Origin of the sequence: Halovenus marina (assembly GCF_051414115.1) — an archaeon.
GTDB classification, from domain to species: Archaea; Halobacteriota; Halobacteria; order Halobacteriales; family Haloarculaceae; genus Halovenus; species Halovenus marina.
Genome location: NZ_JBLKNZ010000001.1, coordinates 2,348,091 through 2,365,072 on the forward strand (window position 1 = coordinate 2,348,091; position 16,982 = coordinate 2,365,072).

The 16,982-nt window shown below is 57.4% G+C and carries 4 protein-coding genes; all 4 read right to left on the minus strand.

Annotation, left to right across the window (positions count from 1 at the left end; translation table 11 throughout):
- Window positions 1-3 precede the first annotated feature (3 nt).
- The 4 genes from ACMGFL_RS12040 to ACMGFL_RS12055 all read right to left on the minus strand — a co-directional run bounded on the left by ACMGFL_RS12040 (window position 4) and on the right by ACMGFL_RS12055 (window position 16,280).
- Window positions 4-1,524 (minus strand): CARDB domain-containing protein, encoded by a 1,521-nt coding sequence (locus ACMGFL_RS12040; RefSeq protein WP_436935778.1) that lies wholly within the window; start codon window positions 1,522-1,524, stop codon window positions 4-6.
- A gap of 317 nt (window positions 1,525-1,841) precedes the next feature.
- Window positions 1,842-7,109 carry a beta strand repeat-containing protein gene (locus ACMGFL_RS12045; RefSeq protein ID WP_436935779.1) on the minus strand — a complete coding sequence of 1,756 codons (5,268 nt, stop codon included), beginning with the start codon at window positions 7,107-7,109 and terminating at the stop codon, window positions 1,842-1,844.
- A gap of 604 nt (window positions 7,110-7,713) precedes the next feature.
- Entirely contained in the window at window positions 7,714-10,614 is a 2,901-nt protein-coding gene (locus ACMGFL_RS12050; RefSeq protein ID WP_436935780.1) for a S8 family serine peptidase, read from the minus strand.
- Window positions 10,615-10,808: 194 nt separating this feature from the next.
- On the minus strand, window positions 10,809-16,280 hold the full coding sequence (locus ACMGFL_RS12055; RefSeq protein WP_436935781.1) for a LamG-like jellyroll fold domain-containing protein: 5,472 nt from the start codon (window positions 16,278-16,280) through the stop codon (window positions 10,809-10,811).
- Window positions 16,281-16,982 lie beyond the last annotated feature (702 nt).

A 16,982-nucleotide genomic window follows, 5' to 3' on the forward strand; every position in this document is an offset into this window, starting at 1 on the left:
ACCTCAGTTCGAGCGCCACCCGTCAATTACCTCGCGCAACAGATCGAGTCCAATCTCTCCTGCTCGCCAATCATCAATCGCTTGACTCAGACCACCGATACCGACAGCCCCCTTCTCGTCGGCATACGTGACAACACTGTGTGTGACTTCCAGTTCGGCGAACTCAGTATCATCACTCGTCGAAACAGTCTGGTTGTACGTTCCCGGATCGAGGTCAGTGGTGTCAAGTTCGAAGGAAATTGTCTCGGTTGCGCCACCAGCCAGAGAGAGAGACCGAGTCGCTATCGTCTCAGAATCAAGCGCAAATTCAATTGTCTGCTGTCCCGACAGGTCCCCGACGTTAGTTACAGTAACATTCGCATCAACGATGTCACCCTGTGCAGCGCTGGCTGGAGGGTCGAATTCAGTCAGATTGAATGCAGCCGGTTCACCGTCGGCGACCACGATCGTATCTGTCCCGAGATCAACATCACTATCTGGTCCTGACGAAAGGTTGTATTCGGTACCGACTGGCGCATCTTGCGGAAGCGTCACCTCGTACACCACAGATGTGTCCTGTACAGCACTCCACTCAGCAAACAACTCAGTGTTTGCATTATTGACGCCGCTGAAGTCAGCCCCGCCATCGTCAACGATTTCGACCGCCTCAAACGCCGGGTCGAACTGCTCGGCGATAAACAACGAATCAGTCTGATCGAGCGTCACATCCACCGACACCACAGTAGTCTCACCGGGTGGGAGTTCGGTCGCTTGTACCGTTCGGTCTGTTTGGTCACTCCCATCAGCCACGGTAAATGTGGCGGTGACAGCGTCGTTCTCACTTGAAACACTGTATTGGTGGGAGCCGGTTGTTTCGGGAACAGATACGTCCGTGAAGGTGATATCTTGTGTCTCTCCAGGGGTAAGTGAAACCGAGGTCGATGCGACGGTTTCGCTTTCGATCTGGAGGGAGATATTCTGTTCGTCAGTGGCCTCCCCCGTGTTCGTTACGGTTGCGGAGACATCGACCGTCTGACCAGGATCGACCTCGGTGTCACCTGGTTGGAGATTACTCAGTTGAAAGTTCGGTAGATCTTTGTCGACTGTTAACGTCGTCGGCGCGAGTGTGACATCACTATCGGATCCGCTCTCGATGGTGAACGTCTCACCGTCCTGAGCGTCCTCCGGGATCGTCACCTCGTACACCAGAGTGGTCTCCTGTACCGAAGCCCACTCAGCGAACAACTGCGTATTCGCATTATTGACGCCGTCGAAGTCAGCCCCGCCATTATCAACGATTTCGACCGTCTCAAATGCCGAGTCGAAGGTCTCGTTGATCAAAAGCCCTCCCGTATTTTCCAGTGTCACGTTGACGGTCACCTGGGTCGACTCGCCGGGTGCGAGCGTCTCGCTCTCAGCAGTGCGGTCTGCCTCCTGAACGGTCTCCGTACTGAGCGCCAGTGCCGGGCCAGCAAATGAGAGACCCGCAAGTAAGAGAAGACTGCCTATCAGCACAACGGTGGTAAACTGTGGTAATGTATCCATACTGTTGGAGTGTTGGAACGAGTCTCGTAGCTTCATCGTACGTAATCATAACAGACTCCACCAAAAAGGTACCTGCTCAGAAACCAACGATGATAATGAACGCGAGTCAGTCCAGCAGCAGTGTCACACTATCTGTTGTCCCATCCCAAACAAACGCGGCTCCCAGTATGACAAAAAGACCGGGGCTGCAGTAGCTACGAAGAAGGTCAACACCAGAGCGACAAGCGCGAAACACAGCAGCCCAGCCGCTGTCGAAGGAACACCAAAAAAATGAATGTCGCAAGCGGCAGGGCCGAACCGCGGTGGTTCGGTCGTTCTTAGTACTGCGAGTCGCCGGTTCGCCAGGCGTCGATGATCTGGCTCAGCGTCCCGGTACCAACGTCACCGGTTCGCCAGTCATCGATTGCGCTGCTGAGCAGTCCAGTCGTGACAACACCATCGTCATTCGTGTACGTGATGACGCTGGTTTCGACGGTGAGGTTGCCCTCAATCGAGTTGCCGTCGACCGTCACTGCGTGCGTGTAGCTGCCTGGTGCGATCGCGTTCGTGCTGATGTTCTCGAAGGTGACCGTCTCGGTCGCGTCTGCACCGACCTGGACAGTCATGTTGGTGACCTCAGAGCCACCAACTTCCAGCGCGACGGTGGCCTCGCCCGCTCCGCCAACGTTGGTCACGTTCGCGGAGACGGTGAGGTTGTCACCCTGCGCGATGGTTGCGTCAGTGGGTTCGAGGTCACTGAGCTCGAACATCGGCTCGTCGGTGTCCTCGGACACATTGACGAACGCTTCGTCCTGCACGACATCGCCGTCGATCGAGATCGGCGAGCCGTAGGAGCTATTCTCGTCAGCGAAGTGCAGCATCGCCGTCACGTTCTGGCTGGCCCCGAGTTCGGTGTCGAGGTCAACCGTCAGGTTCTCTGCCATCTCGCCAGCAGCGATGTCGCCGCTGGAGCCAACGATGTCACCAGACTCGTTGTGGATGACCACGACGAAGTCCTCGAGGTTGTACGTCGCACTCGAGACGTTGACCGAGGAACCATCAGATTCCTGGTCGTTGATGGTGACAGAGCCAGCCGGCGTCTCGCCAACGGACACGTCGACCGTGTCGTTCAGGAACGTCTTGCCGACCTGTGTACGGGTGGGCTTGCTCGCCTCAACCGTGAACTCACCAGCCTCGTCGAAGGAGTAGGTTGCGGTTCCGTCGATCGAAACCGTGTCCACCACTGCGCCAGAGGCGTTGGAGATGGTGAGGTTGCCCTGAGTCTGCTGGTCGAAGTCCTCACGAGTGAGCGTGAACTCGACGGTGTCGTTCTGCGCGATGTCCGTCGCGTTCGCGCTCAGCGTCAGGTTGACCTGCTCGTAGACGTTGGTCGACGCGACCTGGAAGCTCGCATCATCGGACGCCTGCGCGGTGTCCGTCACGAGATCAACTTCACTGCCGGTGATCGAGTCATCGACAGTGTAGGTGATCGTGCCGGATTCAGTGGTCGTGATGTCGAAGTTGATGAATCCTTCGTCAGTCAGCTTCGACTGCGAGCCACCGTCAAGCGCGCCGTCGATTGTCACGCCCAGGAGGTCAAGCTGGTCGCCGTTAGCGTCAACGGCGTTCAGCACGAGCGAGTAGTCCGTGCTGGGCTCGAGGTCCTCGGGCGTGTCTTCGAGCGTGATGTTACCCGTCTCGATCGCGATCTCTCCGTACGCACCGTTAGCCGTATCGAGCGACGTCGAGACGTTCAGCGTCTGCGGCGCAGTACCGGCGGTACCCTGCTCGGGCGCGACCGACACTGCGCGCGTCCCGTTGTCGTTGACGGTCACAGTCTCGGAGCTACCATCATCCGTCGCATCCGGACCGGACCCGTCAGAGAGGTCGTCGATCTGGAAGCTCGCGTTGACTGCGCTGAGAGCGACTTCTGCACCGCCGATCGCGCTACCGTCACGCGGATCTTCGACGGTGACGTTCATCTCGCTCACGAGACCGAACGTCAGATCATCGCCACCGAGCGTGGTGGTGATATCCGGCTCAACCACGTCGAGGCTGAGCATGCCGGTTCGTGAGTTGCCGTCGTCGATCGTAATGTTCGCCGGGACGCTAGCGTTCTCCGCACGGATTTCGACCTGAAGGGCGTCGTTCGTACCGTCGCCGTCAAGGTCAACAGTAGACGGCCCCGTGACTTCCGTCACGTCGGTCGAGTACTTGAAGTTACTAGTAAAGTCGCTGAGGTCAGTCCCGTTGACTGGCTCACCGTCTTCAGTAACGTTCAGCGTGTGGACCTCGTTCGCGCCCGCGAGGGCCGCCGAGCGGTTCGACGAGACCTCGTAGGCTTCGGCGCCAGTGACCGAGATCGCGTTGAGTGACTCCGCACTGTCGTCGCTCGGACTGTCGACAGTCACGTCGAAGTCACCGGTCGCAGTGAACGTGACGTTCTCAGCAGTGTACGTTCCGTCAGCTGTCGGCGAGAAGCCCGAGGACGGGCTAATGACGGTCCCTCCGGGGCTACCTACCGTGATTTCACCATCACTACCGTCAAGCACGAGTTCAGTAACGTCCTCGATCACCTGATCAGTCTGCTGGTTGTAGACGGTGAGAGTGGCGCTCGAACCGGCGCTCTGCGTGATGGTCACTTCGCGGTTGTAGACCGCGCTGTCGTCGGCGTCGGTCACCTGGACACTAATCGCGTCGTTGTCCTCGATGTTGACCGACGTCGGCGAGATCGACGCGATCTTGTCGCCAGTAGCCGTGATGTTCACCGGATCCGCGGTGTACTCAGTGCCGTCGTTCGCACGGGCACTGATCTCGACGGTGATGTTCCCGGCTTCGTTCGGGCTCACGCCAGTGAAGACGATCTGGTTGCTGCCTTCGTTGACGTTGTAGTTGTTGCCATCGCTGGTCGAGCTGTCGAACTCTTCGACAGTCCGATCAACGCCGGGGCCACTGAGCGAGACCGTCGCGTTCGCGAGGTCATTACTGTCTTCAGCGTTCCCGTCCGGGAAGTTCCCGTCAACTCCACGGACCGTGACTGTGACTGACTCGGTACTTTCCGGGGCGTCGATCGTCAGATCGTTACCGTCGGTGGTAACGACAGTATTCAGGTTACCACCCGTGTTGACAGCGAGACTGTCACTGCCGACGTAGTCCGGCGCATCGTAGGTGGTGATAGTGTCATCTTCCGCACCGCCGTACACTGTGGCGCCCAGGTCCGTGATATCGTTGGTCGGGCCGTTATTCTTCAGGGTGGCCGTGATGTCGCTGTTGGCGTCAACTGGCGTAGCTGTCAGCGAGATCGACTCGTCGTCGGCGTCTGCATCAGGCTGGATGCGGACTGCTTCGACGACATCGTCGGTATCATCGCTGTCAATTTCTTGGAGGCCACTGCTAGCCGCGCCATCTAGTGAGATGGTTTCTCCATCGTCAAACGGCCCAGTCACGTTGACGAAGCCGTCGACGTTACTGAAGTCGAGCTGGTTACCGCTGCCGTCTTTTAGCGTGATATCGTAGGTTTGCTCGAAGCCAGCCTCGTTGTCACCGGCTGTAAGCGTCACGTTGGCCTGCTGGGGGTCGACGGTGAATTCGGCGAAGATATCGGAGCCCTGCCCGACGGCATACGCGGCGGCGTCATCGACGTTCACCACGCCAGAGAAGTTGCCGCTAGCCGTCGTCGAGGCGAAGCCCGAAACCTGCTCGGTGTTGTCGTCGTTGATGTTAATCAGATCGAGACTGCCGACATCAACGCCGTCACCGGCACCGTTGACAACCTGCCCGGACAGCGTGACCGTGTCGCTGAACGCGGGGTCGACCGGGTCAGTCTCGAAGTTCGCAACCGCGTAGGTCGACGTAATGGTTTCAGTGGGAGTATCCGTTTCCCCAGTAAGGATAACTTCGTAGTCACCGACTTCGTTGAACCCGACCAGTGTCGAGAAACTGTTCGAACTGGTCGTACTGTCGGCGACAGGGTCGTTACCGTCAGCATCCAGGATTTCGAACGGAACGTCGGTGACACGCGGGTTATTACTGTCACGGCCAAGGATGGTGATCTCGACAGTTTCCTCGTTCCCGACAGTCACGTCCGTCGGGGTCACTTCAATCCCGTAGGGGTTAGTCGTCGTGATGTCGTTGTTATCGACGAGATACTGGATCTGCTCGTTCGTGTCCGAGCTGCCACCAACACCGTCGTCGATGTTGGAGAGGACAACGTCGGTATCAGCACCACTGACGGTATTGTCGGTAACCTCAGCTGCGCCTTCCTGGATGTCGATCCCAGTCGTGGCGGCGGATATGTCGTTACCAGTCAGGACGAGGTTGTCCATCGTGGTGTCGCCAGCGTCACCAACGCTTATACCAGTCGTGAAGCCTTCCGAGCCAGCGATCGTGTTGGAGTCGACCGTGACATCGGAGACTGTCCCATCACTATGGATATCGAACTGCTGGACTGTGATCGCAGCACTACTGCTGACGCTGGTATCCGCGTTCAGCGTGTTACCGGATATCATGACGTTATCGTGTTCAGTCACAATACCCGAGGAAATCGAACCAGAGAACGTGTTGTCAGTAATGTCAATCTGATCGGTGTCTCTGTCGTTTCCACCTTCGTCAGAGGGACTGTTATAGACACCAATGTAGGCATTACCGCTACTGCCACCCTGGAAAGTGTTACCATCGATAGTAAGACCGCTCACGCCATCGAAGGGACCGCCCAACGACGCAGCTGCTGTTTCAATAGCAACATCCGTGCTGGTCCCCGAATCAAACGTGAACGTGTTGTCGACAATCTCGGCGTTCGTTCCGTCGACTACAATACTGCTGTCGCCGTCGTGTTCGCTCTCAATAGTGAATCCATCAATTGCAACATTATCGGCTTGGATCCCGATAAGTTCCTTAGCAGTGGAGTCCTCACTGATAACCGGATTGTCACCATCAGCAGCTTGCAGTGTGACCTCCTTGTCGATATTGAGGTCCGCTTCGCCAGACTCACTTGGCTGGTAGTCACTACTGGACTCCGCTACAGTGATCGTATCTTCATCATCAGCCGCAGTCAATGCGGCCGAGATGCTGGTGTACTCAGCACCTCCATCACCGTTGACGACGAGCTCGTCGTCCACAGTGTGGAGGACCGCAATACTAAGACTAGCGGAACCACCACCATTAGCGGCGCTCACGGTGACGCTTTCCGTGTTCTCGCTGGAGACAACACCGCTTGTGTCGTACGTGACATCAAGTACTATATTTGCATCAGCATTTTCTGCCGGGACGGATACCTCGATGTCACCGTCGTTATTCACCGATGCGGTAACGGTGTCCGAGTATCCAGTACTTGATACTGAGACATCCGTAGCCTCGGCGATCCCACTATGATCACTGACAGGGATCGTCAGCGTGTCTCCATTTCCATCGTCGTTTACGTTCGTTAGCGTGATTTGACCAGTCGTACTGCTTTCGCCAGTTTCGATATCGTCAGCACTGGCACTGTCGATATCAGTTACATCTGCCGCCGCACTTCCGGCGAACGCCGTCGTCATCGCGACGACCGACAGCACCATCAGCGTGGCCAGGACGACCGCACGTCCTTTCTCGCGATAGCCACTACTCATGCTGTCACCTCCTGCGGGAGAGTTGCTCCCGCAGCCGATGATGTGTGTGAGACAACACGATCTGCAAGATGCTCGCGTGTCACACTACATCACCTCTGTGTTGGTCTGTAGTCGATACGTTTCGTCCGTCGATGGATTGGTTCGTATGCATCGTGGATTCGTCCGAAACGCGATTAGTTCGTTGGTCCGCTCGCACGGCCGAACGCTCGATTCTGCCGTTCCCAGTGGGGCCTCTCCCCAGATTATCTGTTCTCATTAGACACTGTTTACCTATGGCTTGTACAACAGGAATAGTTACAAGGAGTCGTTAAATACTTTCCGGCCTCGAATTGTCTCCTTCTGGGAGTCTTCTCACAATTACAGAACGAATAACCTGTGTTCGATCGCCCTGTCAGTTCACCCACGCAGTACCGCTCGACAGTGCTCTGCAAAGTTCGCTCCGAGTAGGATGGCCCTTCGAGACACAACGGGGAGCGTTACGACAGTCCACCGGGAAAACAACAGCCCGGACGGGGTGAGTCACGAATCGTGCTGGGACTGCCACGTGGGCTAGAACTGCCACGTGCTGGGACTGCAGCGTGTAGTCTTCACGCACGCGACCATGTTATCCCCGCCAGGCGCGGATAACCTCGCGCAACAGGCCGGTGCCGATGACGTCAGTCCGCCAGTCGTCGATTGCCGCCCGGAGGTGTCCGGTCGTGACAGTACCGTCCTCGTTCTGGTAGTTCCCCAGCGAGGGGGCATCCTCGACAGTGACTGACGCCGACTCTCCGGAGCCGACCTGAACGACGTACGTCCCGTTTTCGGCGAAGACATACTCGAAGGAGACTGTCGCCGTCTCGTTCGCCGCCAGCGAAACGATCTGCGTGTCGACGGACTGTCCGTCGACCGACAGCGAGACGTTCGTCCAGCCACTCCGACTGTCGGTGTTCGTGACCCGCCCGTTCACGATGACCGGTTCGCCCGTACGGGCTGTTGTCGGCGTGACGCTCGTCTCACCGACCGTTCGGGCAACGGGCTCGGGGACTGCGACCGTTCCCACAGCGAGGTCCTCGACCGCGATATCGTACTCACCAGCGCCATCGAACGTTCGCTCGAAGGTGACAGTGACAGTCCCGTTCGGTTCGATGCCACGGTGTATCGACGTTCGCGATCCGTTGTTCACCGTCAGGTCCGGTGAGACCGTCCCCGAACGGTTTTCGTTGTTTTCGACTGTCGCGGTGACTGTGACGGTCTCGTCGGGGACGGCAGTGGCGTGACTGAGCGTCGTGTTCGTCACCGAAAACGTGACCGGATCGCGGACGAAGACGTCACCGACTGGCCGGTCGTTGACGCCGACTTCGTAGGATCCGAACGTCTCAAAGTCGGGTTCGAACGTGACCTGTTCGACGCTGTCACCGGGCACTGAAACGGTTTGTGACGCAGTGGTCTCGCCATCGACGGTGAGGTTCGTCACAAACGCGCCAGTCGCCTCGCCAGTGTTTTCGAGTGTCACCGAGACGGTTGCGTGTTCTGTCTTGTTTATGACGGATTTGTCGAGAGTCGTCTCCGCTATCGTGATATTGGCGGGTTCCAGAACAGTCAGATTCCCTGCCCGAACGCCATCGAACCCAACAGCGTACGTTCCCGGGTCGGAGTACGTCCGCGCAACCGAGATGTGTGCCGTCTCGCCTGCGGCGATCGTCTCCGTGGTTCGTCCGACAGCGAGCCCATCAACGTCGATGGTCCCCTCGTAGGTTCCAGCTCTGTCGCCAACGTTCGTGACTGTCGCCGTCGTGGTTGCTGTCTCGCCCGCGACTATCTCCGTCGGTTCAACTGTGGCATTAGTCACCTCGAAGGTTGCTGGCTGTTCGACAGTCAGCGTGCCAGCCGAGACGCCATCGAGTGCGATCGCGTACTCACCACGGTCGGAGATCGACAACTCGAACGAGACAAGTTCCGACTCACCGGACGCAAGCGTGTACGTTTGTTGTTGTTCCGGCGTACCATCTACGGTCAGTGTCACGGTGTGAGTTGCCTCAGTATCACCCTCGTTTGTGAGCGTCCCGATCACGTTGATCGTCGCGTTTTCGAGCACAGTCGTCTCGGAGAGCGCCGTCTCAGTCACCGAGAACGAAGGGTCTGACAGGTCAGGATCCTTCTGTTCCAGCCAGGCGATCGCGGAAAACACGTCGATGATTCCCGACCCGTAGCGGGTGTCACGCTCACCGGGCGGAACCGCAGACCCGTCGGGTTTGCTCGCAGTTGCTTCGAGTGCGTCGGCGATATCCTGTGGCGAGTGTGTGCGGGGAGTCGCCGACTGAATGAGCGCAACGGCACCAGAAACGTGCGGCGCTGCCATGCTCGTTCCGTGAGATTCCGACCACGATCCGCCCGGCACGGAACTCAATACCGCAGAACCAGGCGCGGAAACCGAGGGGACGACGTACTCGTCTGGCCACTCAGCGGGTGCCGATCCCCAGTCCCAGTCAGTCAGAATCTCCTCACCGCTCGAAAACTGGGCGATATTGCCAGTCGAATCTGACGCGCCGACACTCAGTACATCATAGACGTTCCCCGGAGAGGAACTCGTTCCCGCGCCGTCGTTGCCGATCGCGGCGACGACAGTCACACCGTTTGCCTGAGCATTCTGAATCGGGTCGATAAATGCTGACCCGTACCCCTCCGCGCCCAGCGACATGCTGATCACGTCCGCATCGTTTTCGATCGCCCACTCCATACCACTCAAAATTGCCGCGAAGTATGCTTTCTTATCATCCGAAAAGACCTGCCCGTGCATCAGTTCAGCGTCTGGTGCGACGCCGATCTGAGTGCCACTCGCATTCCCGCCAGCGACGGTTCCACTCACATGTGTCCCGTGCGTGCCGATATCATGCGGTTCAGATCCCGGAACACGATTTCCGTTCCGGTCGAACTCCGCCCATCCCCCAGGGTATGTCGGATCAGACGCATCATCAGTATAGATATCCAGGTCGGGGTGGTCGGCATCGATGCCTGTATCCAGAACGGCGACACGGATATCCTCCCCCTGCGTGTCGTAGTGTTCCCAGACACCGGTTGCGTTGATCTGGTCGATCCCGTAGGTCGTCGGAGTCGACTCCGCTGTGGATTGCGGGCGAGCCGTCGATGTTGTACCCTCAGTGGAAACACCCGTCGGCTCGGCCGTGGTGAGCTTGGCGTTAGGCAGGAGGCGTTCGACTGCCGTGACGCTTGCAATATCTGTCAGCGATACCCGATCGGTGTCAGCAGTCACTAACACGGCGTTTTCGATCCAGAATTGACGCTCCACGGTGATACCGTCAGTCCGATTCGCATACGTCAAAAACGCAGCCTGTGTCTCAGCCGCGTGTGTCCGCAACTGGTCGACCGTGGCATTATCGGGTGCTGCAGTGAACGAGACCAACAGTTCAACCTCTCCCGTCTTTTCGGTCAACTCACTCGCGATCGTCGTCTCTGCAGTCGTGTTCTCCGCGGCGGCCACCCCAGAACCGGCACTGAGAGCCACGAGAGTAAGCACAACCAACAAGAGACCAATCCCACAGTATTGCCACCACGCCTTGCTGGAAACCATAGCACAAGGTTAGACGAAGAGCATATAAAATAAATGGATATTAACTATCAGTTGACAGAGCAACAAGCACCTCCTAATAGAGAGTCGTAGGCAAACAGTTGAGAGAAAATGGAGATCTATCGGTGGGTCTACGTGATCTGATCGCCGGACCGCCACGCACCGATCACATCACGAAGCAGACCGGTTCCGATAGTACCGGAGCGCCAGTCACTGATCGCATTTCGCAATCCGGCCGTGTCGACTCTACCGTTCTCGTTGGTGTAGTCGGATATCGACGGACTGCCGTCCGATACTTCCAACACACTTTCGCCTATCGTGGTCTCACCTTGATCGGTCGTCACGTTCCCGTTGATGGTATACTGACTACCGATCGACGCGTCAGACGGAATCTCAACCGAGTAGGTGAGTTCGACTGTCTCGGTGCCGTCGAGCGTCTCTGCAAGGATGACATCAACGCGGTCTGTCGTGGCAGATGAGCCAAACAGAGACGCCGACTGACCATCGACCTGTACACTGTCGAGTGTCGCATTAGCAACTGCAGGATCGAGCGATTCGAGGAGGATGAAGCTGTCAGTTGCCTCCTGAACCGACGCAGTGATACTCACGTCGACGACGTCACCAGGCGAAACAGTCGTGTCGACCTGGCGCTCGACGGAGAGCGATGAATCACTGTCGTCAGTCCCGTCGACTGCGGAGCTGAGGTTAAACTCGACATTAACGTTGTTCGGATAGAAGTCCGGCCGCGTGTCGTTGTTCGCAGTGAAGCTCGGATTGTCAGTCTGGGAGCCGCTTCCACAGGACTGTGTGGTCGAACAGTCGGTTCCATCGCTGTAGATGAACGAAGCGATCTCCATCTCGACGCCGTTTGAGGTAAACGTATCGCCGAGCGTGTACTCAGACTGACTTGGCGTTAGCGTGTCGAAGGTCACGTTCGAGTCCGGATTGCTTTCCGGACCGAACTCGATGTTGTCGATCGGCATCTCTTGGCCGCCGACACTGAACGAGGTGATATCGCCGGTGATCTCGACAGTGCCACGTTCACCGAAGGCCGAACTCCGGTCAGTGACAGTCACGGACGCACCACCGAGTGTCATCCCGTCAACTCCGTCCGGCGGAGCCTGTGTGAATGAGTTGATGTCGTAGACACGGTCGCCGTTCACTTCGAGGTTCAGGTTGCCGCCACTCTGATAGTAATCGAACGCGATACGTTTGACGACTGCCTCTGTTCCATCGTCTTCACTACTGACTGTTAACGTCCCATTAGTGAAGCTCGTGACCGTCTGACCACCCGAGATGAGGCGTGCCTGGTAGCTGTAGTCGCCATCCGCAAGCTGGACGTTGTCGTAGGTGAACACTTCTTCTCGGAGTTCATCAGCACTGTAGGTCACCTGTTTGCTGTCGACAACCTCGCCCGAGCCGAACTGCCCGTCTCCATTCTGGTCGACTCGCAGTTCGAGCGTGCCTGAAGCCGACTGGTTTGCACGGTTGTTGGGGTATGCACTGATGTTGACAGTTCCACCCTGTGAAACCGTTGCAGTCTGCTGGAGTTCAATTCCGAAGTCGAGCGTTTCGTCACCGTCGCCATCATCACCGTCGCTCTCGTCCGGAGACTGAGGCTCGCTAACATCAGTAGTGACAGCACACTCGGTGATCTCGCCGTCGCCACCGCGAAGCGAGTTGACCGTGAGGGACACGTCACTGGCGTTGACAGCACCCTCGTACTCAACGCTGAAGAGCACACGAGAGTCGCTGAATGTCGTCTCGGCGGAACTGAATTCGCCAGCAGCGGTCACAGACGACACGCCTGGTCCACCGTCGAGGACGGAGACACCGCCGAATTCCGGCCCAGATTCGAGCGAGCGGATCGGCTCACCGGAGGTCGCGTTGACGCGAGCCTCGTAGTAAGTGAGTCCATCGGGTGCGCAGGCAAGCGTCACGTTGACCGTGGTGGTGTCGACACCACCCGGCTGAATCGGGATCCCAGAGTCAGCGTAGCCAACGTTGTTCAGATCGATCGTCATCGGCTTGCGAGCGTTCCCAGTGACTGTCTCGTTGCCAGTCGTGAACGGCCCGCGCCAGTAGCCAACTAACTCGTCCTCTGAACCGGCTAGTTCGTTGTCGTAGTTCCGTCTGACTTCGGAGTCAGCGCGGGGTTCATCCCAGATACGGATCTCGTCAAGTTTGCCCTGGAAGAACTGGTCGTTGAGCGCACCGTTGGTTCCAATCCGGAGGTCGTTTCCGGTCGTTCCCGGACCGTCGGAGCCACCGGCCGTGGTGTCAAGTTCACCGTTCAGGTAGATATTCCGGTTGCTGCCGTCGTAGACGATAGCAACGTGTGTCCAGGTATCCGCCGCAATAGTGCTGTCTGACGTGATCCAGTCGTTGAACCCGTCAGCCTGGAAGCGGATCTTGCGCTGGTCGCCAGTACCACGCCACTGAACTCCCCAAGTATTTTGCTTGCGGAAGATCCAGGCGTCTTCCTCGCTGTCAGCATCGGGGTTCACCCAGAACTCGAGCGCGAATTCGTTGCCAATCGCACGGTCGATCGACGCGCGATCAGTGAGAGTCCCGTACGACGAACTGCTGTTACCAAGCAGTTGGAACGCATTTCCACCAGTCTGCTCCGAGGGGAGTGCTCCAGCCTCGAAGGCGTAATCTGACTCCTGTCCATCGGTGTTGAACGCAGTCGCCTGGTAGAATCGGGTCTCACCGTTCGTGAGCCCAGGATCAGTGTATCTCGAATCCTGGACTGCATCGACAATCGCGATCTCGGTGCGGTCACCAAGGTTCCGCTGTGTCGAGCGATACAGGCCAACATCAGTCGTCTCCGCGAGGTTGCGCACTCGCCAGGAAACGGTTGCGGACTGATTGTCGGCGCGTGCGAACACGCGTGGTGTGACCGGCATCGCACCCGGAGAGTCGATAGCAGCCTGACCGCGCAGCAGAACCGTCGCGTGTCGCCGTGCAGTACTTCGGGATGCCTCTGCGCCCTGTTCATCGAACTGCCAGTAGTGGTTCAGTCCAGTCTCGTTGCCACGCAGGCGGTCGTTGTAGGTTCGTTCAACCTGCTCGGCCGTCCGTGTAGTGTCCCAGAGCGCAAGTTCGTCAATCTGTCCGGCGAAGAACTGGTCATTTGCGGCGTCGTTGGTACCAATCTTGAGGTCGTTCCCGGACGTACCGGGCGAATCGGCACCCGTCGACTTGTCGAGTTCACCGTTCAGATAGATGTTTGCCTGGTTGCCGTCGTACACGATAGCGACGTGTGTCCAGACACCGGCTGGAACGCCGCCGTTGGACGTAATTCCATCACGGAAGCCATCAGCCTGGAAGTAGATCCGGCGCTCCTCGCCGGTACCCGTCCACTGGGCACCCCAGGCATTTTGCTTGCGCAAGATCCAGGCGTTCTCATCACTGTCGGCGTCGGGTTTCACCCAGAACTCCACTGCGAGTTCGGCGTTATCTCCGCCACCGATCCCGAGCGATGGACGATCGGTGACTTCGCCGTGTGTGTCGTCCGAACCATCGAGCGAGAGTGCGCTACCACCATGTTCCTCGTAGGGCCGTGCGGGAGCCCCACGCGCGAAGTCGCTTTCCTGCCCGTCACTATCGACCGTCGTGACTGCATAGTGGTAGTTCTGTCCGTTCGAGGAAGATTCGTCGACATACGTCCTGGCACTACTGTCGGCGATTCGGTCGAGGAGTGACCACTCAGTTTCGTCACCATTGACCGGTTTTCGCCAGACTGCAAACTCCTCAGGTGCTGTCTCCTGCCGGACAGACCACGACACAGTGGTGTTCGCGTTGCGACTCTGTACGTAGGTATCTGTACCGACCGGATAGGCACCGCCGTCATCGATCTCCGCGTCGCCAGTTAGTGTCACTTTGCCATGCCGGAACGTCGATCCACGGGTACCGTCCGATTCGACCGTATCGAACGTCCAGTAGCCGGCTAGATCAGTTTCCGACCCGACGAGTTCCGAGGTGAGGTTCGACTCGACCTGACTCTGGGTTCGGGAACTATTCCAGAACCGGAGGTCGTCAATCTGTCCGACGAAAAACTGGTCATTTCCTGCGTCATTAGTACCAATCTTGAGGTCGTTCCCGGACGTACTAGGCGAATCGACGCCGCTTATTGACTTGTCGAGTTCACCATCCAAGTAGAGGTTTGCTTGGTTCTCGTCATAGACGATAGCGACGTGTGTCCACACGCCCGCCTGGACACCATCGTTTGATGTAATTCCATCATGGAAGCCATCAGCCTTGAACCAGATCTGGCGCTCCTCGCCGGTACCCGTCCACTGGGCACCCCAGGCATTTTGCTTGCGCAAGATCCAGGCATTATCATCACTGTCGGCGTCGGGGTTCACCCAGAACTCCACTGCGAGTTCGGCGTCATCTCCGCCACCGATCCCGAGCGATGGACGATCAGAGACGGTTCCAGACCCAAGACCGTTGAGCTCCAGGCTATCGCCTCCCTGACCACCGTCTGGTCCGACTTCGGTACTGTCAGCAGTCGTGCCGTACGGCTCAACGGAGGCGGCCTTTGAGAAGTCTCCTTCCCCATCATTATCAACTGTCGTCGCCCAGTAGTAGTAGGTCTGCCCGTTCGTGACAGCCTGATCCGTATAGCTAGTCGTTGAGGACTGTAGCGTCGTGACAAGCGACGCAGTGCTCGGATCTGGGCTGGTCGAACGGTAGAGGTGGAACTCGTTTGCAGTGTTTCCACCTGTTGCACCTGGTCTTGGGTCAAGAGAGACCTCTGCCGAGGAATTCAACGGAGTCACGTGGACGTGTGGCGCAACCGGATTGGAATCTCGGTCGACCATCGTGGCATCCCCGGTCAGGTCAATATTCAAACTACCGGCAAGATCCGTCCCCGGTCCGTCGGAGGCGTCATCGTCAAACTGGAAGAGATGAGCCAGTCCCGACTCCGAACCGTCGAGTTCCTCGTGGAGATTGGCCCGCACTTCGATCAGGCTCCGGTCGGTGTTCCAGAACCGAACGTTGTCGATCTGTCCAACGAAAAACTGTCCGTTCGCAGCGTCGTTGGATCCAAATCTGATTCGGTTATCGTTCTCGTCTGGGGAATCACCACCACCCTGCGCGTCGAGTTTACCGTTCAGGTACAGGTTGGCCTGGTTGCCGTCGTACACGATAGCGACGTGTGTCCAGACATCGGCTGGGACACCACCGCTCGATGTAATACCATCATTAAAGCCATCAGCCTTGAACCGGATCTGGCGCTCCTCGCCGGTGCCTGTCCACTGAACTCCCCAAGAGCCAGCTTGACGCATGATCCAGGCATTATCGTCGCTATCGGCATCTGGTTTCACCCAGAACTCGACTGTTTCCGTTCCGCCAGAGATGAAGTCAACGGAAGAGCCATCCGAAATCGTCCCGTACCCGAGACCGTTGGTCTCGAATGACTTTCCGGCTGAAGCAACCTCCTGCGTCGTCTCGGCTGCTGAGGATTCGTCAACCTGACTACTGTTGTCAGTTACCTCTTGTACGGTACTCGCCCCGAGTTCCTCCGGAAGTTCGCCACTCCCGGCCACGTCACCCGCGGCGGAATCTGTCACGTCTATTGACACGGCCCCCATCGCAGGGGCCGATATCACCATCAGCAGTGCAAAAAACACTGCGATGAGTGTAGTATAACTCCTGTATTTCATGTGTGTGTTCGTATGCTGGTATGACTAGACTGGCCACGCTGTTGTGCCTCGATCAGTCTCGCAACAGTGATCCAGACCTTGGAAACGAGGCCAGTTGTGTTCGCTAACGATCCACTCCATTCTCGTCTCGTTCGGATATGCATGTGGTCCTCCCGAGTCCACGCTTGGTTCTCAGAGGATGTATCTGGGTTTCCGCCAAGATAGCGGCTGATTTTCCGCTGAGAACGAATTGTGTTCGTCTGTGAGTCGTTCATGTTTGCATAGGCTTGGCCTATAGTTGCCCTGCCATGAGATATACTGCACTGGGAGGGTGAAAGAACTGAGCACTAAGTGCGTAGTGAGTAGAAAAGAACCGGGATCTAGTAGGTCATACGATGCCGTCGAGAGAGGCCGAAGCGTCTGTTTGCAGTGTTTTTGGATCGATACGGCTGGATTAGTTTGAGTCTCAGATGGGTTGCGTTCGGAAACGAACCCTGTCTGGCAAAGCCAGCCGGTGGCCAGTTGTATTAAGCTGTAACAAAAAATAAACGGCAAGATTTCGTCGTCAACTGAGTCAACCGTTTCAGAGAGCGTATCGATCAGAATTGATGCAGAGATCCGGGTGAACGACTCGATAGCAACCGTTCCATT